We start from the raw sequence: 20,435 nt of genomic DNA on the forward strand, positions 1-20,435 counted from the left end.
GGCGCGGCGGGCGGAGCGGAACGCTCGCGGCATGACTTATCCGATCGTGCGACAGACGGTGCTCGACTGCGAGAACACGCGCGAACTGGCCGAGTTCTACCGGCAATTGCTCGGCCTGGAGTACCGACCCGGTGACGAGCCGGAGAACGGCGACAAGGAGTGGCTCGTCCTGCGTAACCCGGGCGGTGCGCAGCTCGCGTTCCAGCAGGTCGACAAGCTGGAGCGGGCGACGTGGCCGGAAGGGCCGCGTCCGCAGCAACTCCACCTCGACATCACGGTGTCCGACACGACCACGCTGATCGAACAGCGGAAGCGCGCGCTGGAACTCGGGGCGACCCAGCTCTTCGACCGTTTCGACGACCCGGACGAGCCGCTCTACGTCTTCGGCGACCCCGCCGGCCACCCCTTCTGCCTCTTCGTCGAGTAGGCGAGCGCCCAGGTCCGCGGGTCGGGGTCGCTGGAGCGGTGGCAAATCGTGGACGCTCTGGCACCGGGGATTTGACACTGCTGGGGGCTGGAAGCAGACCTCCGATGGGGCCACTCCGTGGCGCACCCGCGCTCGGACCGGCGCAGTACGGTGGTTACTTCGGGGGCGGCGAGAGGAGAGCGGTGTGGCGGGATGGTCCCTGACCGGGCGGTCCTACCCGAAACCCGTGCAGAGGGTCGCCGACGACCGGGGCCGGCCGCCGCGCCTGGCTGACGTCTCGCTCGGTGACCTCGGTGTCCACGAGCCGCACGGCACGTACGTGCCCCGCGAAGCCGACGCCGCGCTGGAGAAGCTGTTCGCCGACGACGCCCCGCTGATCGTCGTCCACGGAAAAAGGCTGGTCGGCACGAGCCGCACGCTGGCCGAGGCGGCCCGCACCCACCTACCCGACCACACGCTCCTCGCGTTCCACCCGGACCCACGGGTGCCGCTCGCCGAGCTGGTCGCGGTCGCGAAGCGGCACGCGAAGAACGGCGCGGTGCTCTGGCTCGACGACGCGGGCACCGAGCTGCTGCGGCAGCTCGGCCAGGTCACGCTGCCGGCCGGTGTTCGGGTGCTCGTCACCGCGCGCTCGGGCCTGCTCGGCGGCGCCCGACTGCCCGACCCGCTCGCGGGTGCGGCGGTCGAGGTCGGTCCCCTCACCACTGCTGAGCTGGACGCTCTGCGCGAGGCCGAGTACGACGTACCGGCCGACGCGAAGCCGACCAGGGCCGGGCTGCTGCTGGTGCCGCTGGAGCCGGTAAAGGCAGCGCTGTCCGGCGACAGCGACGAGCGCAGCATCCGGTTCGACCGGCAGGCGTTGCTGCACACACTGTCGGACTGGCACCGGATGGACCCGCCGACGCCACTGACCGGGAAGATCCTGGCCACGCTGTACGCCGACTACCGGCGCGAGCTGGCCCACCTCGACGGGCGGGCCGCGGTGTCGACGCCCGGGCGCGAGCGCGCGATCGAGTGGGCGTTGGAGCTGGGTCTGGTGACCGAGGTGTTCGCGAAGGGTAGCGAGTACTACTACGGCAGCGGGCTGCTGTCGGCGGTCGCCGACGGGCAGCGGCGAGCGGTGAGCGGGCCGTTCTGGCAGTACGTCGCCAGGGCTTTCGAGCCGGACGCCCGCCGTGCGATGGGTCTGACCGCGTTCGATCGCGGCGACTACCCGCGGGCCCGTGACCTGCTCGACCAGCTGGACGACGTCCCGGTGCAGGTGCTGTACGTGATCGCGTACCGGGCGCACCGCGGCGGCAGCGTGGCGATCGCGCGGCGGTGGTACGAGAAGGCGATCACGGCCGGATCGGTGCAGGCGATGGTCGACCTCGGAGTGCTGGAGGCCGCCGAGGGGCGGGCGGACGAGGCGCGGAAGTGGTTCCAGCAGGCGGTCGACAGCGGTGACGCTGCGGAGGCACCCCGGGCGATGCGCGGGCTCGGCGTCCTGGAGAAGGAGCAGGGCAACTCCGAGCAGGCCCGGCAGTGGTTCACCGACGCGCTGGACAGCGAGGACTCGGTGCAGGCCGCGAACGCGATGGTCGACCTCGGGGTACTGGCCGAGGAACTCGGTGACGTGGAGGAGGCGCGGTCCTGGTACGAGAAGGCCGCGGAGACCCACCAGCCCGCTGCGGCCTCCGTCGCTGGCGCCAACCTCCGCGTGCTCTCCGACGATGCCCCACCCGCCGAAGCCCCACCCGCCGAAGCCCCGGCCGCTGATCCGCCGGCTGCCGACGCTCCGCCTCCCGACGAGGATTCGCCCCGCTGAGCGAGACGCGCTGGTCAGTGGCTTGTGATCCAGCTGACGGTCTCGCGGATGACGAGCGCCTGCCACTCCTGGGTCTGCGGCTCGGCGTAACCCGGATCGTCGTGGACGGCGAACCCGTGCTGGGCGCCGTCGATCTCGATCAAGGTGCACTTGGCGGACAGCTGGTCGGCCGCCTCGCGTGACGAGTCGATGTTGACGAACGTGTCCTGGCTGCCGTGCACGAGCAGCGTCGGAACGGCGATGCGGGGTAACGCGTCCCGGGCGGAGAGGTAGAACACCTCGTTGAGCAGTGCGCGCCCGAGCTTGAACGACGGTGAGTGCTCGACGTACCCGCGACTGTCCAGTTCCGCGGCGGCCGACGGGCTGATTCGGTCCCCGGACCAGTACGGCTTCTCGTCCACGAATCTTCGTTTGTAGTCGAAGAGCGGGTTGAACAGGACCAGGCTGCGCAGCATCACCCCGGACGCCGCGACCAGCGCACAGATGCCACCGCTGAAGCTCGTCCCGACCAACGTAGCCGGGACGCCGAGCCGCCCCACCTCGTCCAGCGCCGCCCGGACGTCGTTGGCCACCGCGGCCAGCGTCAGCTCTGCCTGGCAGCCGCCGCTCTCACCGTGTCCGCGCAGGTCGAATCGGAGCGAGAGGATCCCGGCCGCCGCCAGCGCGTCAGCGAGCCGGACGTAGAACCCGCCCTCGTCACGGCTCACGCCGCCGCCGTGGACGAGCACCGTCGCGTGGGTGGGCAGACTCGGTGGTTCGACGAGGGTGCCGATGAGTTGAGTACCGTCGTGGCTACGGAAAGTGAAATCGTTCGGGGACATCTGGCACCTCCCGGTGAGGCCTGACCCCTTCTCTTACGCCATCACAACATCGATGTGACTTTGCGTACCCGTTTCCGATACAGATATGAGCGACGACACTCGCGGGACGCTGTGCCGACTGTCGAAGGTGGATCGGTCCAGACCGCGATTACGTCGACGCGACGCGCGGACCGGTCACGGCGTCGCGGCTCGCGGCGAGCTACCGTCACGACATGGACCACGGGGAATACTGCAAAGCGCTGTTCCGCGAGATCGATCGGTTAGCCGCGCTCCTGTCGGACGCCGATCTGACCACGCCGGTCCCGAGCTGCCCCGCCTGGGACCTCGCCGAGCTCGCCGGTCACGTCGGTGCCACCGAGCGGTGGGTGACCGCGATGATCTCCTCCGGTTCAACCGAGAGGCTGCCGTTCTCCGACTACGAGCAGGACATCCCGACGACGGCGACCGCGCTGTCCGACTGGGTGGCGGCCGGTGTCGACGCGCTGATCAGCGCACTCGTGGCAGCGCCCGCGCACCAGCAGGTGTGGACCCTCGGCGGAGCAACCCGACCCACGCTGTTCTGGGCCCGCCGGATGCTCCACGAGGCAACCGTCCATCGCGTGGACGCCGCACTCGCACTGAACGCGCCGATCACGATCGACCCGGTGGTCGCCACCGACGGCGTCGAGGAACTGCTGACGATCCTTCCGTACGCTCCCCGCTTGGCCGGGTTCGGCGCGGTCCGCGGCGAGGGGCAATCGATCGAGCTGGTCGCGACCGACGTCGACGCCCGGTGGCGCATCAACATCGGCGCGGCCGAGTTCGACTGGGCCCGGATCGGCGCGGCGTCCGACGCCGACGTCACCGCGACCGCCCCGGTCGCGGGCCTCTACCTGTTCCTCTGGGGTCGCCCGTCGGTCCCGCAGATCACCGGTGATTCCAGCCTGCTGGCCCGCTGGTCCGCCGCGACCGCCTTTTAGATCGACGCCTGCCTGGCGGGCGTGGGCGAGCTCGTCCGCGCCCGCCGGGGCTGAGCGCGCGACGTTCCGCTCCGCCGTCGGGCGTCCGAAGTGTGCCTCGCGTCCTCGTTACTACGGCACGGCCGTGAAGAACTCGTAACTGTGACCGTCGGGGTCGCCGACGTAGACGCCGCGCCCGCCGGCCAGGTGGTTGATGCGACGGTCCCAGCCGTGCTCCGGCCCCGAGCCGAACGGGACTCCGTCGAGCCGTCCGAGCACGGCGTCGAACGTCTCGTCGTCGACGAGGAAGCCGTAGTGCCCGGCGGCGAACGGGCCGCGGTCGTCGAAGTCCAGCGTCAGGTCGTCGTTGACGCGTACCGGCGTGAACGGGCCGGCCGGGGCACCCGGAGCGCGGCCGAGTAGCCGGGCGAAGAACGCCGCCGAGGCGTCCTTGTCGCGGGCGCGGACGATCGTGTGGTTGAGGACGACGGGCATGGTTGACTCCTTCTGAACGTATGCGATACGCATTCAATATAGATGCGATCCGCATACGTACGCTAGGGTCGTGGCATGACCGACGGTGGGCCCGCGCTGTTCCGGCTGGTGCGGTTCTGGTCCCGGCGCTGGGCCCGCGGCCCCGCCGCCGATGCCGACGTCGTGCCGCACCCCCAGCTCGTGCTCGTCGTCGAAGCAGTGCATGCCGCCGGAGCGGACGCGAGCGTGAACGACGTCGCCCGGCAGTTGGGGTTGGACCAGTCCGGCGCGAGCCGGATGGTCACGGTCGCCACCGCCGAGGGTTATCTGGCGCGGGCCCGCGCCGCCGCGGACGCCCGCCGCACCGCGCTGCGGCTCACACCCGCGGGTGAGCAGCTGCTGACCGCGGCGCGGGACTGGCAATGCGCCACATTCGAACAGCTCACCGCCCGCTGGGCGGCGTCCGACCGGGAACGGTTCGCGGGCTACCTGCAGCGCCTGGCCGACGAGACGGGCGCATGATCAGCATTGATGGCTTGACCCTGACACGGTGTCAGGGCGCAACGTTGGGCGGGTCATGTTCAGTATCGGAGACTTTGCCGCACTCGGCCGGGTATCGGTGCGCATGCTGCGCCACTACGACGGGCTCGGGCTGCTCGAGCCGGCACGTGCGCTGTCTGGATACCGCTACTACCGCGCCGACCAGCTGCACACGCTGAACCGGATCACCGCGCTCAAGGAACTGGGGTTCTCGCTGGCGCAGGTGAAGACGATCCTCCACGACGACGTCGGGGTGGACGAGCTGCGCGGCATGCTGCGGCTGCGCCGGGCGGAACTCGACGCTCAGCTGGCCGCCGACCAGGCCCGGTTGCGCGCGGTCGAGGTGAGGCTCCGAATGATCGAGAGCGAGGGTGTTATGAGCACCGACGAGATCGTCGTGAAGTCCGTCCCCTCGGTGCGGGTCGCCGCGCTGCAGGGCACCGTGTCCAGCTACGAGAGCCGGGAGATCAGCCCGGTGATCCAACCGCTCTACCAGGAGCTTTGCGCCGCGCTGGACGCCGCGGGCGTCACCCCGACCGGCCCGGGCATCTCGTTCTACGACGGCACCGGCGAGGACGGACAGCCGATCCGGATCAACGCCGGGTTCACGGTGTCGGTCGAGGCCGATCCGTCCTACGGGTTCCAGGTCGTGGACCTGGCAGCGATCCCGGACGCTGCCACGATCGTGCACCGCGGCTCGGTCGACACCATCGACGCCAGCTACCAGGCGCTCGCGACCTGGATCTCCGCGCACGGCTATCGGATGCTCGGGCACTCCCGCGAGGTGCTCCTGGAGTACTCCGACGATCCGGAGAAGTGGGTCAACGAGATCCAGATGGCGGTCGAGAAGGCCTAGCGTGCCCAGGACCGGACCGTGTCGAACAGACGCTGGACGGCGAGCGGACGCTCGGTGCCGCGACGGAGCACGCCGACCAGGCGGCGCAGCTCCGCGCGGATCCGCGACGAGCTGATCTCGGACGCGGTGTCGTGCGCCGCGAGCCCCACCCGCGCTGCTTCCTCCGGTTGCCCAGCCCGGGCCAGCGACGTCCCCATCAGCGACAGGAAGTAAGCCCGGTCGCGCCGGGAGAAGCCGTGGTAGGCCTGCCAGCGAGCGTGCGACTCCAACGCGCGCTCGGGCTCACCGGCCTCGCAGTAACAGAGCGCCGACTGCACCGAGAACAGCGGGTACGCGTAGGTGGCGCCCAGTTCGTCGGCGTCCACCTCGCCGCCGACGGCGAGGAGCTCCTCGGCCTCGTACAGCTTCGCCTGGATCGTCGGCAGGTGCGCGCCCAGCATCGCCTGGGCGCGCGCCTCCTGCTGTGCGGCCTCGGCGCGGACGCGATCCGGCAGTTGCCACGGTCCTTCCTGGACGGCCCTGGCGAGCGTGAGCATGCGCGGCGCGTCCCGGTCGTCCCAGGCGGCTTGGCTCTTGCGCAGCAGCACGTATCCCTGCATCGCCAGGTCGCCCGCTTCCTGCGCCCACTCCGTGGCGCGGTCGCGCCAGTACGACGCCTGGGTACGGCCACCGGCGTCCCGGTACAGCCAGCCGGTGAACTCCGCGGCCCGCGCACCGACCCCGAGCAGCTGACGCCGGACGTCGGACCGGACCGATCTGGCGCTCCGGTCGATCGCGCCGACCAGCCCCAACGCCGCCGGGAGCGCCGTCCGCGGGCCCCAGGAGCCGTCGTCGCGGGCGAGCATCCGCAGCCGGTCCCCGAACTGCCGGACCACGTCGCCGTCGAAGTAGTGCCGGGCATCCTCCAGCGCCGCGGTGATCTTGCTGAGGTCGTCCGCGGTCAGCGCGGGCAACGGCGCATCCGGTGCCGGGTCCGGGGTCAGCAGGTCGACGTCCGGGTCGTCGGTTCCGGTGAGCAGGTAGGAGAAGCGATCTCGCTCGGTGACCGACGCGCGGGCGAGCGCGGTGTCGAGCACCGCCTGCATGTCCGGGCGGGGCCGGATGCCGGCACCTGCCGACTCCCAGTTGGAGATCGTGCGTGCCGCGACGCCGAGTCGGTCGGCGAAATCGCGGATACTCAGGCGCAACGCCTCCCGCAGTGCGCGCGCCTCTCGTCCCGTCCAGTGGGTGACAGCGGTCATCCGGCCTCCGGCTCGCGGTGGTCGACGGTGCCCGGATGCGCGTCTTCCGTATCGGAACGTGCAGTGTTTTCAGCGCGAATGCAGCAGCGCTGCAGCGGAGCGGCCTATCTGCCACGTCCGCCGCGTATCAGGCTAGAGGCATCCGCCTCGTCGCGCCGTCCGGGAGCTGCGACGAAAGGCGATGGCTGCTCTTCCGGCTCCACTTCGGACGACAGCCGACCCAGCTCCTCTCCCGGCGGTGCGTGGGTTCGCGCGGCGTGGCTTACCCGGTCGCCGGCCCCGTGTCCTCCCTACCGCCGGGAGAGGCCCGTTCCCTCGGTGGAAGGAGCCCTCCGATGGCTCAGTACCCCGCAGTCGCACCGGTGAGATCGACCGACCGCTCGTTCCGGCCTCCGGGCTGGAGCCGCGACGCCACCTCGGAAGACGTCGAGACCGCCCACCGGATCCTGCCGATGCACGCGCCCACCGACTCCTCGCACGGCATGTGCGCGAGCGCCCTCCATCTGATCAACGCGCCGGCGTGGCCGTGCGAGCAGTATCAGTGGGCCAAAGCAGTTCTGGACGCCGCCGAGCGCCGCGAGATCACCTGACGACCCGCCCCCTCAGACGTCGACGGACATCACGTCGAGCAACTTGACCACGTCCGGGTCGTCCAGGGAATCGAGCACGCACCGCCAGAGCTTCAGGTTGACGTCACCCCATTCGCCGTACCGGGCCCGCGCCGAGGGCGAGTAGAAGTAGATCTCGTCCTCGTTCAGCGGAACCTGTTCCTTGACGATCTTCTCGGCGAGGGCCCGGAGGCCACGGCGGGTCTCCGACATGTAGAGCGGCGCGAGGACTATCGGCGTAATCGGAAGCGCCTTGAACAGCGTGTCCGCGTCACTCAGCGCCTTGGCTTCGACCGAGATGTGGCCGTCCCGGGTGGGCGTTTCGGCGTCCAGGATGATCTGCTCGATGGTAGTGATCTCCGGGCTGGACGCGCCGGACGCTTCGAGTATCTTCTGTCGTAGATCCCTCCCGCTGGCCGCACTTGTCGTTGTGTCGACGAGGTAGTTCAGGTCGTGAACCAGCGCGGCAACTTCGACAAGGGTCGCATCGGCTCCCAGCTCCAACGCGAAGTCACGTGCTTTCGAGGTGACGAATTCAATGTGGTGCCACCCGTGGAACGGCACGTCATGATTTCGTCGGTCGTACAGGTTGCACACTTCCCGTCGTACATTTGGAACTGTCGTCGGATCGATCATGGCATTCTCCTAGGACAACTCTGCAAGGGCAGCCTCGAGCGAGTGAATAACCATCGGGAGTCGACGTTCGACGGGTGTATGATAGGTGACCCGGTTGTGGCCTTCTTCGGCTGATATGCTGTACGGCGCTATCGCTGGACCCTTGATGACGAGGGTGAGAGTACCAGAAGAAACTCGACGTAAACGGTGCCATGAATGGCGATTCACCGAGTTGACGGTGCCTCTCCGGAACTCTTCGGAGGAGATGCAGTTGATATCGGTGGCAATTGCTTCGGAGTCGTTCAAGGTGACCGAGAAAGTGTCCTGCGTATACCCCCCGCGCAGGATTCCGGACACGAAGTCGTAGCGATGATTATGAATGGTCGTCGCATAGCTGGCGGATCTCGGTTCCTGCTTGTACTCGTGTAGGTAGACGCCGAAATCCTCACGGTGAGCGCCCAGCAGCGGCCAGACGTAGTGTGTGGGCGTCTCCCTGGCGGCCGCCCGGATCGCGTCGCTCCGGTTCTCTTCCTGGAGCAGGGCATAGACCTCGTTGATCACCGACCGCGGATCGCTCATGCGTCCGAGCAGCGCGGAATGCCACTGCTGGAGGTCAGCCATCGGCGCGTCCAGGTGCTCGGCGCCGCCGAGGAGTCGTTGCAGCACCCCTTCCGGTGCGCTATGGGTCACCGCTGCCCTCCCGTCCGCGGAATCCGCCGGTAGCTACGCACAAATTCGTCGTTGGCGCTGATCAGATCCGCCCGCTCGCTGTCCGAGACTGCTCTTCCCAAGGCGTCAGTCAGGAACGCCGCCAGGTGGCTGTCGTTCCACCGGCGGTCGATGTCCACGATCCGCGAGGACGGGTGCGACGCGATCTGCGCGCACTCCGCTTCCTGCATCCGGTACAGCACCGATTGGCCGGAGAACCGGAGCGATCGGGGGAACCGCTTGTCGGATGCGCGATCGCTGAACAGCGTGATCCAGATCGAGTCGCGGAAGATCTCGAACCTATCGAGCGACGGGGTCGAGACGAGTATGAGCCGGATGCCGGCGCACCGGGTCCGCGCACGGAAGAGCCCGACCAGGCCGGTCGCCACTTCCTTGGCCACTGCGTCCCGTACTTGGTTGTAGGTCATTCCTGCCCGCAGGCCGTGGCGATCCTCGTAGTCGACCCGCCCTGCAATGGACAGGGGAGTTTGTGGATCGGGAAGAATCAAGTGGGCTTGGAGGCTCGCGCTGCCGTGAAGGAGCAGCCGGGTCGCCGTGTACCTGGCGGACAGGCCGCGGAACCAGTAGTGCGATGAATCTTCGAGATCCGATTCAAGTATTCCGTTGAAGGAAGGATCCGGTACCGAGGAAGCCGGGAAATCATGCGTGGGAAAGAAATTTCGATTGGACGCCGAAAGCGATGAGCTCACTTCGTTGACCACAGAGGCGCGGAGGAGTTCAGTTGTCACCCGGCCGGTGATCAGGGCTTGCGCCAGACCGAATAGCGCCGACGTCAATAGGCCGGTTCCCACCGCACTCAGAAACGACTTCGTCGCGCCGGAGGTCGACTCCGCCCACCACAGCAGACCGAGTGCCGCCAGTGCGATCACCGAGAGCAGCAGGAGCTGCATTCCGGTGGATAATCGTTTGAGTAGCGTGTAGGCGGTCTCCTTCTGGACCATGTATCCCCCTCGATCCCGCTTCTGCGGTTCCCCGCCTTTCAGGCTAAGGCAATATGCCCGCCGGATGGGGCGTACGGGGGAATCCGTGCTAAAACGGCTGAAGTGGTCCATGCTCCCGCTGCGACATGCGCGCGATCATTGAGCTCTTCTGCGCAGGTAGGACTTGGCCAGCTGGCGAAGGCGTGTCCGGTCGAAGCTGTGTCCGTGGCCGGGGTGGACGACGGACACGTCGAGGTCGGTGAGGAACTCCATGCTTCGCCGGTAGGCAGCCACGTCGGAGTTCGGCAGGGTGTCGATCAAAAAGCCGTCGTAGACGATGTCGCCGGAGTACAGGGTCCCGGTCCGCTCCTCCAGCAGAGCGATGCTTCCCGGTGTGTGGCCGGGAAGGTGCAGCACGGTCAGCACGCGCCCGCCCAGGTCGATGCGGTCGCCGTCCTCGAGCACGCGGCTCAGGGCCACGGGTTCGACGCGGTAGGAGGCCGGATCGTAGCCGGGACGGGGTAGCGCGTCGATCAGGAGTTCCGGGACGGGTTCTCCCGCCGCGTCGACCCCCAGCTTGTCGTAGAGCTCCGCGCCGTACAGGCTCGCCGGTACCCCCGCCGCCAAGAGCTCGGCCTCGGCGGGGTGGGCGGCCCGGTCACCGAACTCGGACGCCCCACCGACGTGGTCCAGGTGCGCGTGGGTGAGCAGGACCATCGGATAGCGCTCGAACAGGCCCGGAATCGCCTCCCGCAGGGCGACGACACCGAGCCCGGCGTCGATGACGATGTCGCGGTCGTTGCCGCGCAACCACCAGAGGTTCGCCGACAGCAGTTCGTTGACGTGCGGCTCGGAGATCCGGACGACGTCGCTACTCACCTCGGCCTGCGTGTACCAGTCGACCATGTCGGCAAGTGTGTCAGCGCGGTGCTGCCGCGCTCACCGGCTCGGGGTCGCGGAGGCGCGGGAGCGGGCGAGCTGTTGGCCGGTCAGCTCGGCGACCGTCCGTCCGATTGCGACGGCCGTCGCGTCCGGGTCGTACCCGTCGAACTTGCGCGGCTGCGCCGCCGGGAAGGCCGTGGTCCAGCCGGCCGGGACGTCGATCGCGTGGCCGGGCACGAGCAACTCGATGTCGCTGACGTCGTGCTGCTGCAGGAGCGTCCGCCCGGCGGGCTCGCCGAGCGGCAGATCGGAGACCTGAGCGTCGGAGAGCAGCAGCACCGCGGTGTCGCACTTGGACGCGGGGAACCTGTCGACCTCGGCGAGGGCCGGCGCGAGCAGGGTCCCGCCGCCGTCGGCGACGGCCGGAGCGCCCGGTGCTGACCCGACGGACCTGGCGGCGGTCGGAGGGAGGCGGACGTTGGCCGTCTGGGCGAAGTCGATGACCGCGAGCTCGTCGGAGTCGCGAAGGTTCTTGGCGAGCCACGGGACCAGCCGGTTCAACGCGGCGTCGCGCGCCCCGGCGTAGTCCTGCATCGAGCCGGACGAGTCCACCATCAGCGTCAGCCGGAGGCACTCCGGGCCGCGGCGGCCCTCCAGCGCGTAGTCGCCGAGGGCGCCGCTGACCGGCGCGGTGCCGTTCTCTTCCTCGCTCTGGCAGCTGGTGAACAGCAGCCAGAGCAGCGGTACGAGCAGCAGCAGCGCGATCAGCGCCAGCCGGAAGCGGCGGTTCGGTTCACCCAGGCGTGGCGACCGCCCGAAGCGTGGGCCGGGCGCGAGCGTTGTCACGGGCGCTGCTCCGGGGCAGGGGCCGGGGCAGGTGGCTGGTATCCGTTGACCGGCATCGGGTCGATGGGGTCCGCCGGGTCGCGGGCCGGCAGCGGTTGCGTAGGCGTCACCGCGGTTCCCCGGGGGCCGAACGGCTCGAGGTGGAACAGGCGCTCCCGGAGCTCGGTGATCCGCCGCGCAGCGGACGCGGAGTCCTCCGGACGGCACCGGGACAGGTGCTCGATCGCGTCCTCGATCCGGCGGAGCGGGCCGATCGCCATGCCGGTGCCGAACAGCGTGAGCGGCTCGGTCGAGGGAAGGCCGGTGAGCCCGTCCCGCGTCCCGTTCTCGGCCCAGCTGCCCAGGTGTGCCGAACGCGGGTCGCCGACCGCTGGGGGAACCGGCGTGACCGGGTAGGGGCCGAGAGCGGTCGGTGGCTGGGTGGCGGGCAGCTGCTGCGTCGGTGCGTTCTCAGTCGCCTGCACCGCGTCGGGCGGCGGGGCCGGCTGCGCGTCGGCCGCGGTTGCTCGTGGCTCCGCGCCCGGGCCGGCCGGCAGTTGTTCGGTCGGTGGGACCGGCTGCTGCTGTGCTACCTCCGGAGCCTGTGTCTGCGGCCACTGCCCGTACTGCGGTGGTGCGTAGACGGGCGGTAGGTACTGCGGGGTCGCGTACTGCGGTGGCACGGCCCTCGCGTCCGCGATCATGCGCGCCCCCACCGCGACGACGCGCTCAATGGCGTCCAAATGGGTTTGCACTTCCGCTCGCAGGTCCTCCCAAGCCCGGTGGTGAGCCAGATCGGCCTTGGTCTTCGCCACCACCAGCCGGTCGAACACCCGCGACCGCTCCTGCGTCTGCTCCCGGATCTCCGACACCAGGAACACCCGGGCCGCGGCGTCGGCGAGCAGCACCGCGACGAACACCGCGGCCATCGGCAGCGCGGGCGGCGGCAGCGACCCGATCGGCGCCGTCTCCTCGTCGAACCGGAAGTTGATCAGCCAACCGACCGCCACCAGCGCCAACACGAACGCGATCGCCGCGAACACCGCACCGATCCGGTCCTTGCGCCCCACCCCCGGATACCCGGCCAGCCACCGGTGCCCCAGCGGCCCGACGACCCGCGCGGTCGCGACACCGACCACCGGAATGAACACCGCGAGCAGCGCTGCCCCGACCTTCGACGGGTCGTACCAGGGCGTGCCAGGCTCCACGATGTCGTCGAAGATCGAGTACCAGAAGAAGACCTCGACGACGATGAAGATGATCTCGACGACCGTGAGCACCCTGCTCGTGATCAGCGGACGATGCGGGTCGAAGTCCTCGTGGAACACCTCCGTACGACGGTCGGACGCCCCGTTCGACGCGGCCCGGCGGTGGCCACGCCAGATCGGGTCGGCCCGGGTGGCGTCCAGGCGCTGACCGGCCAGCACCGCGGCGAAGTCGGCGGCGTCCAGGCGATGCTGTTTCCGCAACAGCCGGCGCGAGGCCTTCGCGTCCGCGGCAGCGATCGTCGAGTTGACCTCGACGAGCACACCGATCTGGCCCGGCGTCATGCCGCCGGAGGCGGCCGCTTCACGCTGAAGGACACGCTGACGCTGACGTTCGACCCCGCGGGTGCCGAACAACCGGGCGAAGAAGCTCATCGCGTGCACCCTCCGGGTCGGATCTCGATCTCCACCCGCCGGTTGCGTGCGGCCGCGGCGGTGTCGTGGCGACCGTTGACGAATTCCTCGACGGCCGGCCGTTCGGCGCCGTAGCCGACCGACTCCAGCCGTGCGGTGTTCACTCCGCGGGCGGACAGGGCGGTCACGACGGCCTGCGCGCGGCGCGTCGAGAGGTCCTTGCGGTAGCCCGCGTCGCCGTAGTTCGCGGTGTGGCCGGCCACGATCGCGGTCGCCTCGGCGTCCTTCTGCAGCTGGTCGACGACCGGGTCGAGGACGCCGTCCGCCTCCGGCTGCAGGTCGGCGCTGTCGGCGGCGAACAGCAGCGACGAGGGGATCGACACCCGGGTCGCGCAGCCGTCCCGCACCTCGGTCGCGGCGGGCACGGTGATCGGGTCGGACGGCAACCCGGGAGGCGCCGGCGTCGTGCTGGGGGCGTGCTCGGACTCGAACGTCACGGTGGCGCCCGCGGCCTTCAGCACCGCGCCCCAGAGTTTCTCCAGCGACGTCCGCGCGGACTGCGGCAGCCTCTGCTCGTCCGACGTGTCACCGAGCCCGGCCCACACGACCTTCTTCCCCCGCAGGGCGGGTGACAGCGCGTTCGCGTCCCGCAGCGCGTCGGCGAGGCCCTTCGGCTCGACGTCGAACTGCTGCTTGTTCAGGTCGAACTCGCCGCTGTTCGATACGCCGTCGGAGACCACCAGGATCGTCTCGGGCTGGTCCTCGGCGGCTCGGCCGAGCGCGCTGAGAATGCGGCTACCCGGTCCGGTGGGCCGCAGGTCGTCACCGCGAGCCCACGTCGGGACACACTCCAGCGTCAGCGCGCGGGCCCGCTGCGAGGCCTGTGAGTCCGACCCGGGCGCCGGGTCGAGCGCGATCGTGCGTGACGGCGGCGCGCCGGCACCGTCGACGCCGACCAGGACGAGGGAATCTCCTCGCTCCTGCGCGGCGCGCAGCGCCGACGTGACGCCCGGCGGTAAGGAGCCGAACAGCCCGGACGCGGTGTTGTCGACGACGAGCGCGGTCTTGCGGGCACTCGCCTCCGGGGCGACGTCGGCCACTCGGGCGCATTGGGACTCCGAACGGGTGGTGCCGTTTTCCTCCGACGGCTCGTCGCTCTGGCAACCAGTGAGAATGGTGAGAGCGGTGGTGGCTACGATCAGTAACGAGAGACGGGTCCGACTTTGACCGGACAGTCCGTTTCCTCGCATCGACACATCTCCCCACGTCGCGTCAGATTCGCTGTTCATCAGCGTTTCTGCTCGACGCAAGCCCGGCGAGGGTGTCCACCCGACTGATAATCGGGAAATCCCCTGCCATCACTGGGGGTTATCACTCTAGGGAAATCAGTTCGGTCCGCACGACCGCAGGTGAACACCGTCCACGTCCGTCGCATGTGGGCATTGCCCGGAAGGCCAAAAAAGCGGGTAACAGAATGATCACCGGATGGGGGTGTCTGTGGCTCGACGCACCAATTCGGCCCTGCGTGTGCTCGCCATCGCCGCGTTAGCAGGCGCGATCGCGTTCGGCTGCGGCCTGCCGTACTGGGCCGATCACCCCTGGCACGGCGCGCTCGCGGTGGCCGAGTGCTGCGTCACGGCGGCGGCCGGCGCCGCGCTCCTCGGCTCCACGGCCACCCGGCCGACCGGAGCGTTGCTGATCGTCGCCGGGCTGGCCTGGGCCGTGTCCGGCGCCGCCGGTCGGAACGCCGGGGTGTTCCCGCTGCTCGCCGACTGGGCGAGCGCGACGTTCTTCCTGACGCTCAGCGTGGCCGTGCTGCTCTATCCCACCGGGCGCCTGCAGCACCGCGTCGAGACGTGGTGGACCTACGGCGCGGTGGCGGCGATCGGCATCGGACAGTTGCTGGTCACGGTCGTGGGGCGGCCGGAGTGGCTCGGCTACTCCGCCGACGTGGCGTGGCCGACGCTGCTCGGCGACCGGGACGCGTTCGAGCGGGTGCTGGTCGCGGTGTCGGCCGCGACGGTCGTGCTCGCGCTGACCTATGCGGCGGTGCTCGGCTTCCGCGTCCGGCGGGCGACCGCGTTCGCCCGGCCGACGACGATCGGCGTCGTGGTGGTCGTCGCGAGTGTCGGCCTCGTCGTCGCCGCCACGCAGCGCGGACAGGCGCTGGTCGAGCTCGACGCCGCCTACGACGCGGCGCTCGTCCAGGGCACCGTCGCGCTGGTGGTGCCGCTTGCCCTGCTCGGCGCCGGGGTTTACGAGCGCTGGCTGGCCGCGTCGGTCACCGACCGGTTGCTCCGGCAGACCCAGCCGGCGTCCGTGGTCCGGATCCGGGACGCGCTCCGCACGGTGCTTCGCGACCCCACGCTGGAGCTGCTGTTCTGGTCGCCCGACCAGAGCGGCTGGGTCGACACCGCCGGCCATCCGACCACCGTGAACCTCAGCCGTGCTGCGACCAGGGCCGCCGGTACGCCGGACGGGCGGTGGTTACGGCTGGTCGCGTCGACCGACGGTAGCCCGCTGGCCGTCGTCGACGTCGATCGGTCGCTGGGCGCGAGCCGGCGCTTTGTGGACGCCGCGATCAGCGCCGGACGTCCGGCGCTGCAGAACGCCCAGCTCGAGGCCGTCGTGCGGGCGCAGCAGGCGACGGTCGTCGAGCAGCTACGGCGGACGCGTCACGCCCAGGCCGAGGCGCTGGCCGCCGAGACGCGCGCCCGCCGGAGGCTGGAACACGACCTGCACGACCGCGTACAGGTGCAGATCACGGCCACCCTCCAGCGGCTCGCGGTCGCAATGCACCGGAACGACGATCCACAGGTCGCGGCGCTGCTGGCCGAGTGCAGGCGGCTGCTCGACGCGGCGTCGCGTGACGTCCGCCTGTTCGCGCGCGGCATCAACCCGGCGGTACTGGAGTCCGACGGCCTGCGCGGTGCATTGCGCGCGTTGGCCGACGGCTTTCCCGGGTTGGTGGACGCCAAGGTCGTCGCCACCCGCTTCCCGGCGGCGCTGGAGTCCGGGCTGTTCCTGGCCCTCTCCGAAGCGGTGGCCAACGCGGTACGGCACGCCGGGGCCTCGTCGATCGTCGTCGAGGTCGAGCAGGACGGGGACGTGGTGGTCGGCCGGGTGACCGACGATGGGAGCGGAACCGCCCGGCTGAGCCCGGCCGGGGGCCTGGAGAACCTCCGGGAGCGGATCGCGGCTCTCGGCGGCGGGACCGAGCTGCACAGCGAGCCGGGGCAGGGCACCCGGGTGACGATCCGGCTACCGGTCTAGCGCCCGGAAGTACCGGAGGACGGCGATCACTCGACGGTTCTGCGTGGTGTCGGCGGGCAGGTCGAGCTTCGTGAAGATCCGGGCGATGTTGTTCTCCACGGTCTTCGTGGTCAGGTGCAGCTCGGCGGCGATTCCCTCGTTCGAATGCCCCTCGGCCATCGACCGCAGGACCTCCAGCTCCCGGGTGGAGAGCCGGTCCAACTCGTGTGGGCCCTCGGCAGCGAGACGATCGACCAGCTCCGGCTCCACCACGGTCTCGCCGGCCATGATGCGCAGCAGCGCGCTCCGGAGCGTCTCGACGTCGGCGACCTGATCCTTCAGCCGGTAACCGAGCCCACGCGATCCCAGCCGCTTGAGCAGCCGCATCAGGTACGGCGCCTCGGCGTACTGGGAGAGCATCAGGATGCCGATCCGCGGATACCGCTCCCGGAGCTTCTCGGCGGTGTCCAGCCCACCCTCCGGGTGCGGAGCCATCCGGATGTCCAGGATGACGACGTCGGGCACGTCGTCGTCCACCAGCGACAGCAGCTCGGTGCCGTCCCGGGCCTGGTGCACGACCTCGACGTCGGCGGCCTCCAGCAACAGCCGCAGACCTTCGCGGAACAGCGCGGCGTCGTCCGCGATCGCGACCCGGGGCGTCCGGTCGAGGGTGGTCACCGTGGGACCCTCACCGGCACGGGAGATCGACGTCGACGACAAGACGGTCGGTCGGCAGTTCGGTGATCGACAGTGACCCGCCTGCGGCCCGCACCCGCAGGGCGATCGAGCTGTCCAGCGCCTCGGCGGCGCTGGGCCGTTGTGCGGACGCGCAGGGATCCGGTCGGCCGGTGATCCGTAACTGCAGTTGGACGCCGTCCGTCGTCGCAGTCACGTCGACCACCCCGTCCGCTCGCTGGATGTACCTGGTGAGCATCCAGCAGACCACGTAGTAGGCCAGCGCCTCGGTCGTCGGCGTGAATCGGCCCGGTGGCACCGCGACGCGTACCGGGATCCCGTACCGTCCGCCCGCCGACTCCAGCGCCACCCCCAGACCGGACTCGGTGAGCGTCATCGAGTGGATGCCGTGCGCCAGTTCTCGCAGTTCGCGCAGCGCCAGGCCGAGCTGGGCCTGCGCGTCGGCCAGCACCTCGCCGGCCTGGGCGTCGGTGCGGCTGCGGGCCGCGCCGAGCCGCATGGTCAGCGCGGAGAGCCGGGTCTGCGCGCCGTCGTGCAGCAGTTGTTCGAGTTCCCGGCGTTCGGCCCACCCCGCCTCCAGCGCCCGGGACTGGGTGCCGTGCGCGTTGGCGACGGCCTGCAGCCGGGCGGCCTCCAGCTCCGGGCCGATCAACGTCACGGTCTCGGGCACCCGGTCGGGGAACCGGACTCGCCGGGGATCGGCGTACAGCACCGCCACGGGCTCCGGGGCGGATCCGGCGACGTTGACCACCAGCCGCTCGTCCCGCGCGGCCGCCGCGCGCCGTTCGTGGCCGGCCGCGTCGACGTAGGTGTCCGCGCCCGGCAACCAGTAGAAGATCTCCAGCCCGGGATCATCGAGCAGCCGCCGGAGCGCGGACTGCACCGCGTCGCCGGTGATCGGCCACGGCAGCGCCGCGACGTGCTCGACGACTCTGAGCTGGAACAGGCGGAACCGGAGTGTCGCCGCCGCGGTGGTGCCGGCCAGGAGCGCGAGCGTGGCGTCGAGGGCCAGCGTGTTGATATCGAGCAGCGCGACCGGCACCACCAGCGCCAGCGGCGCCAGTACGACGCGCCGTGCGGTGCCGGTCGTCGCGCGGGCCGCGAGCATGACCGCGACCGCGAGCACCGGCCAGAACGCGAGGGCGGCACCCGACCCGAGGCGCTCGGTCGACTCCGTTGCCCACCAGCCGAGCCATCCGATCGGCCAGAGCAGCGCGCAGGCGCCCCACGCCGACGCCGCCACCCGACCAGCAACACTCGGGCGCAAGCCGTCCATCAACGTCGCCACCAGCGCGAAGAACGACGCCACCAACGCGTTCGCGGCAGCGAGCACCGGCTCGGCCACCCAGAGCGGCCGCTGGACCTCAGCGGCGAACGCCCCGGCGGCGACCGTCACCACCGCGGCGGTGACCAGGAAACGATGACGACCCACCCGCGTGGCCCGACCGGTTAGCACGCTTACTAGGTAACGGTCCGGTCGCGGCCCCGGCCAGGGTGCTTGCACCCAAAGGATCAGGGGGTGAGGGCGCGGATGATCTCCGCCGCCGGTGCGTCCTGCGCGGACGCGTGGCCGGTGCCGGCCCAGAGCGCCATCCGCTCGGGGTCGCCGGCCTTCGCGGCGGCGGCACGCAGCGGCCGGGTGACGTGGTGCACCTGCGGGTACGCCTCGACCTCGTCCGGCCCGTGGTCGCGGATGAATCCGTTGACCAGACCGCGGGCGCGGCGGCCGGTGAAAGCCCTGGTAATCGTGGTTCCGGTGCGCGTGACCAGGGCTTCCTTGTGGAGCGGGGGCGCGCCGCTCTCCGGCGAGCGGAGGAGCGCGGTGCCCACCTGGGCGTACGTAGCGCCTGCCGCGAGGATCCGGCGGACGGCGTCCACGTCGGCGAGGCCACCGGCCGCGACCAGCGGGACGTCGGTCAGCGGGCGTACCTCGGCGAGCAGAGTGGCCAGCGGGACCGGCTCGGCGTCGGGCGTCCAGGAGCCGCGGTGCGCACCGGCTTCGGCGCCCTGGAGCAGCAGCGCGTCAGCGCCCGCGGCGACGGCGTCGGCTGCCTCGGTGCGGGTGGTGACGGTCACCGCGACCGCCGAACCGGCGTTCTGCAGTGCCGCGATCGTCCCGTCGGTCGGGCACCCGAACGTCAGGCCGACGACCGGCAGCGGATCAGCCAGCAGTAATTCGACCTTGGCGGCCCAGTCGTCGTCGTCCCAGCGCGGTTTGCCGAGCGCCACGTCGAGCCGCTCGGCGTCCGGCGCGAGACGTTCGGCGTAGGCATCCACCGCCCGGCTGTCGGCGCGATCGGGCCAGGGGACGAACAGGTTGACGCCGAACGGTGCGCGAGTGCGCTCGCGGACCGCGGTGATCCGGTCGCGCAGCTGCTCCGCGCTGAGGTAACCGGCTGCGACGAATCCCAGCGCACCGGCGTCAGCGACGGCCGCGACCAGCTCGGGTGTGGTGGCGCCACCGGCCATCGGTGACTGGACGATCGGCAGGTCGGTTCCCGGCAGCTTCGGCACTCCCCAAGCTTTCCACACCTGTGGATAGAACCTGTGTACGAAGAATATCCGCGCTGGTCGGCTCGGCTTAGAGTGCGCCTCGGGATCGGTACAGGCAGCTTATGCACGTGCACCTGCACGCGCTGCTGCACGTGCATGCCATAGTTGATGTGATCGCGGCCACCGAACAAACGAGGGGGATGACGTCATGACCGGGTTGGATCGGCGCCGCAGCCCGCACCGCACTCGCCACGGCGCGGCGCACCGTCCTGGACGCGTGGCTCCGCCGCGCCGGGCGGACCGAAGCGGACCGCCGGAGCGGCCGCGACCGCGTCCTCGTCGGAGGGTCCGCCGCTCGTCTGAGCGAGGCGGCTCCGCGGGCTCCGGCTTGATCGCGACGATTTGCGCGGGTACTGGCGCGACCGGGATCCCCGCGGTCTGCTGGCTCGGTCTGGTCGACGCCTCGGCCGTCGCGCTGACGACGACCGGCAGCATCGCCGGCGCCGCACTCACCGCCGCCGGGGTCTACATCCGCCGCCACTGATGCTCGAACGACAGCCCAACCGCGCGTCGGCTGGCCGTCCACAGTGGTACAGCGTGGAGCCGCTGTCGCCCCAGCGGCAGTAACTCCACTGATCTAGATAGGACGGCGCCTTGAGGGCGCGGTGCGGGTCGGTGGCGGGCGCGCGGCG

21 protein-coding genes are annotated in these 20,435 nt (G+C 70.4%); 8 read left to right on the forward strand and 13 right to left on the reverse strand.

The window, feature by feature from the left end; genetic code table 11:
* Positions 1–31 precede the first annotated feature (31 nt).
* Positions 32–427, forward strand: a complete 396-nt coding sequence (locus BUB75_RS29495) for a VOC family protein (RefSeq protein WP_073261313.1) — start codon at positions 32–34, stop codon at positions 425–427.
* A gap of 184 nt (positions 428–611) precedes the next feature.
* A complete protein-coding gene (locus BUB75_RS29500) occupies positions 612–2,234 on the forward strand; it encodes a tetratricopeptide repeat protein (protein WP_073261315.1) in 1,623 nt (540 codons plus the stop codon).
* Positions 2,235–2,248: 14 nt separating this feature from the next.
* Here the strand turns inward: BUB75_RS29500 and BUB75_RS29505 are convergent, their stop codons facing one another.
* Entirely contained in the window at positions 2,249–3,055 is an 807-nt protein-coding gene (locus BUB75_RS29505; protein ID WP_073261317.1) for an alpha/beta hydrolase, read from the reverse strand.
* Between the two features lie 212 nt (positions 3,056–3,267).
* Here BUB75_RS29505 and BUB75_RS29510 point away from each other — a divergent pair, with 212 nt between their 5' ends.
* Positions 3,268–4,014, forward strand: a complete 747-nt coding sequence (locus BUB75_RS29510) for a maleylpyruvate isomerase family mycothiol-dependent enzyme (RefSeq protein ID WP_073261319.1) — start codon at positions 3,268–3,270, stop codon at positions 4,012–4,014.
* A gap of 111 nt (positions 4,015–4,125) precedes the next feature.
* Here BUB75_RS29510 and BUB75_RS29515 read toward each other — a convergent pair whose 3' ends face one another.
* Positions 4,126–4,488: a VOC family protein gene (locus tag BUB75_RS29515; RefSeq protein ID WP_073261321.1), complete on the reverse strand. Its 363-nt coding sequence runs from the start codon at positions 4,486–4,488 to the stop codon at positions 4,126–4,128.
* A 75-nt stretch (positions 4,489–4,563) separates the two neighbouring features.
* Here BUB75_RS29515 and BUB75_RS29520 point away from each other — a divergent pair, with 75 nt between their 5' ends.
* On the forward strand, positions 4,564–4,989 hold the full coding sequence (locus BUB75_RS29520; protein WP_073261323.1) for a MarR family winged helix-turn-helix transcriptional regulator: 426 nt from the start codon (positions 4,564–4,566) through the stop codon (positions 4,987–4,989).
* 55 nt (positions 4,990–5,044) lie between these two features.
* Positions 5,045–5,863 carry a MerR family transcriptional regulator gene (locus BUB75_RS29525; protein WP_073261325.1) on the forward strand — a complete coding sequence of 273 codons (819 nt, stop codon included), beginning with the start codon at positions 5,045–5,047 and terminating at the stop codon, positions 5,861–5,863.
* Here BUB75_RS29525 and BUB75_RS47245 read toward each other — a convergent pair.
* Positions 5,860–7,104 carry an NsdA family TPR-like regulatory protein gene (locus tag BUB75_RS47245; RefSeq protein ID WP_073261328.1) on the reverse strand — a complete coding sequence of 415 codons (1,245 nt, stop codon included), beginning with the start codon at positions 7,102–7,104 and terminating at the stop codon, positions 5,860–5,862. The two genes, BUB75_RS29525 and BUB75_RS47245, sit on opposite strands and share 4 nt — an antisense overlap.
* A 335-nt stretch (positions 7,105–7,439) precedes the next feature.
* Here BUB75_RS47245 and BUB75_RS29535 point away from each other — a divergent pair, with 335 nt between their 5' ends.
* Positions 7,440–7,694 carry a hypothetical protein gene (locus BUB75_RS29535; RefSeq protein ID WP_073261330.1) on the forward strand — a complete coding sequence of 85 codons (255 nt, stop codon included), beginning with the start codon at positions 7,440–7,442 and terminating at the stop codon, positions 7,692–7,694.
* A gap of 12 nt (positions 7,695–7,706) precedes the next feature.
* Here BUB75_RS29535 and BUB75_RS29540 read toward each other — a convergent pair whose 3' ends face one another.
* The 7 genes from BUB75_RS29540 to BUB75_RS29570 all read right to left on the reverse strand — a co-directional run bounded on the left by BUB75_RS29540 (position 7,707) and on the right by BUB75_RS29570 (position 14,402).
* Complete coding sequence (locus BUB75_RS29540) at positions 7,707–8,348, reverse strand: HD domain-containing protein (protein WP_073261333.1); 642 nt, start codon at positions 8,346–8,348, stop codon at positions 7,707–7,709.
* Between the two features lie 9 nt (positions 8,349–8,357).
* Positions 8,358–9,017, reverse strand: coding sequence for a hypothetical protein (locus tag BUB75_RS29545; protein WP_143175475.1), 660 nt, complete (start codon positions 9,015–9,017; stop codon positions 8,358–8,360).
* Positions 9,014–9,997: a hypothetical protein gene (locus BUB75_RS45575; protein ID WP_143175476.1), complete on the reverse strand. Its 984-nt coding sequence runs from the start codon at positions 9,995–9,997 to the stop codon at positions 9,014–9,016. Before BUB75_RS45575 ends, BUB75_RS29545 begins: the two co-directional genes overlap by 4 nt.
* Before the next feature lie 135 nt (positions 9,998–10,132).
* Positions 10,133–10,882, reverse strand: coding sequence for an MBL fold metallo-hydrolase (locus BUB75_RS29555; RefSeq protein ID WP_073261339.1), 750 nt, complete (start codon positions 10,880–10,882; stop codon positions 10,133–10,135).
* Positions 10,883–10,915: 33 nt separating this feature from the next.
* Complete coding sequence (locus BUB75_RS29560; RefSeq protein WP_073261342.1) at positions 10,916–11,704, reverse strand: vWA domain-containing protein; 789 nt, start codon at positions 11,702–11,704, stop codon at positions 10,916–10,918.
* Positions 11,701–13,323: a hypothetical protein gene (locus BUB75_RS29565; protein WP_143175477.1), complete on the reverse strand. Its 1,623-nt coding sequence runs from the start codon at positions 13,321–13,323 to the stop codon at positions 11,701–11,703. The genes BUB75_RS29560 and BUB75_RS29565 overlap by 4 nt, the downstream gene beginning before the upstream one ends.
* Positions 13,320–14,402 (reverse strand): OmpA family protein, encoded by a 1,083-nt coding sequence (locus BUB75_RS29570; protein WP_073261347.1) that lies wholly within the window; start codon positions 14,400–14,402, stop codon positions 13,320–13,322. Before BUB75_RS29570 ends, BUB75_RS29565 begins: the two co-directional genes overlap by 4 nt.
* 397 nt (positions 14,403–14,799) lie before the next feature.
* Here BUB75_RS29570 and BUB75_RS29575 point away from each other — a divergent pair, with 397 nt between their 5' ends.
* Positions 14,800–16,575, forward strand: a complete 1,776-nt coding sequence (locus tag BUB75_RS29575) for a sensor histidine kinase (protein WP_143175478.1) — start codon at positions 14,800–14,802, stop codon at positions 16,573–16,575.
* Here the strand turns inward: BUB75_RS29575 and BUB75_RS29580 are convergent.
* The 3 genes from BUB75_RS29580 to BUB75_RS29590 are packed head-to-tail and all read right to left on the reverse strand — an operon-like array spanning position 16,564 to position 19,764.
* The gene (locus BUB75_RS29580) at positions 16,564–17,232 is read right to left on the reverse strand and encodes a response regulator transcription factor (protein WP_073261599.1); all 669 of its coding nucleotides are present in this window, start codon (positions 17,230–17,232) and stop codon (positions 16,564–16,566) included. The genes BUB75_RS29575 and BUB75_RS29580 overlap by 12 nt on opposite strands.
* 10 nt (positions 17,233–17,242) lie before the next feature.
* Entirely contained in the window at positions 17,243–18,706 is a 1,464-nt protein-coding gene (locus BUB75_RS29585; protein WP_143175479.1) for a sensor histidine kinase, read from the reverse strand.
* A 56-nt stretch (positions 18,707–18,762) separates the two neighbouring features.
* Positions 18,763–19,764 carry a nitronate monooxygenase gene (locus BUB75_RS29590; RefSeq protein ID WP_218617833.1) on the reverse strand — a complete coding sequence of 334 codons (1,002 nt, stop codon included), beginning with the start codon at positions 19,762–19,764 and terminating at the stop codon, positions 18,763–18,765.
* Between the two features lie 367 nt (positions 19,765–20,131).
* Between BUB75_RS29590 and BUB75_RS46545 the strand changes: the two genes are divergently transcribed.
* Positions 20,132–20,287 (forward strand): hypothetical protein, encoded by a 156-nt coding sequence (locus BUB75_RS46545; RefSeq protein ID WP_178380005.1) that lies wholly within the window; start codon positions 20,132–20,134, stop codon positions 20,285–20,287.
* Positions 20,288–20,435: the final 148 nt, after the last annotated feature.

Source organism: Cryptosporangium aurantiacum (assembly GCF_900143005.1).
Classification (GTDB): Bacteria; Actinomycetota; Actinomycetes; order Mycobacteriales; family Cryptosporangiaceae; genus Cryptosporangium; species Cryptosporangium aurantiacum.

Coding starts and splice junctions, on each gene's coding strand:
- BUB75_RS47245 (WP_073261328.1), bottom strand. CDS start 7,104: ATGACCGCTGTCACCCACTGGACGGGACGAGAGGCGCGCGCACTGCGG.
- BUB75_RS29535 (WP_073261330.1), top strand. CDS start 7,440: ATGGCTCAGTACCCCGCAGTCGCACCGGTGAGATCGACCGACCGCTCG.
- BUB75_RS29510 (WP_073261319.1), top strand. CDS start 3,268: ATGGACCACGGGGAATACTGCAAAGCGCTGTTCCGCGAGATCGATCGG.
- BUB75_RS29495 (WP_073261313.1), top strand. CDS start 32: ATGACTTATCCGATCGTGCGACAGACGGTGCTCGACTGCGAGAACACG.
- BUB75_RS45575 (WP_143175476.1), bottom strand. CDS start 9,997: ATGGTCCAGAAGGAGACCGCCTACACGCTACTCAAACGATTATCCACC.
- BUB75_RS29565 (WP_143175477.1), bottom strand. CDS start 13,323: ATGAGCTTCTTCGCCCGGTTGTTCGGCACCCGCGGGGTCGAACGTCAG.
- BUB75_RS29555 (WP_073261339.1), bottom strand. CDS start 10,882: ATGGTCGACTGGTACACGCAGGCCGAGGTGAGTAGCGACGTCGTCCGG.
- BUB75_RS29520 (WP_073261323.1), top strand. CDS start 4,564: ATGACCGACGGTGGGCCCGCGCTGTTCCGGCTGGTGCGGTTCTGGTCC.
- BUB75_RS29525 (WP_073261325.1), top strand. CDS start 5,045: ATGTTCAGTATCGGAGACTTTGCCGCACTCGGCCGGGTATCGGTGCGC.
- BUB75_RS29505 (WP_073261317.1), bottom strand. CDS start 3,055: ATGTCCCCGAACGATTTCACTTTCCGTAGCCACGACGGTACTCAACTC.
- BUB75_RS29540 (WP_073261333.1), bottom strand. CDS start 8,348: ATGATCGATCCGACGACAGTTCCAAATGTACGACGGGAAGTGTGCAAC.
- BUB75_RS29515 (WP_073261321.1), bottom strand. CDS start 4,488: ATGCCCGTCGTCCTCAACCACACGATCGTCCGCGCCCGCGACAAGGAC.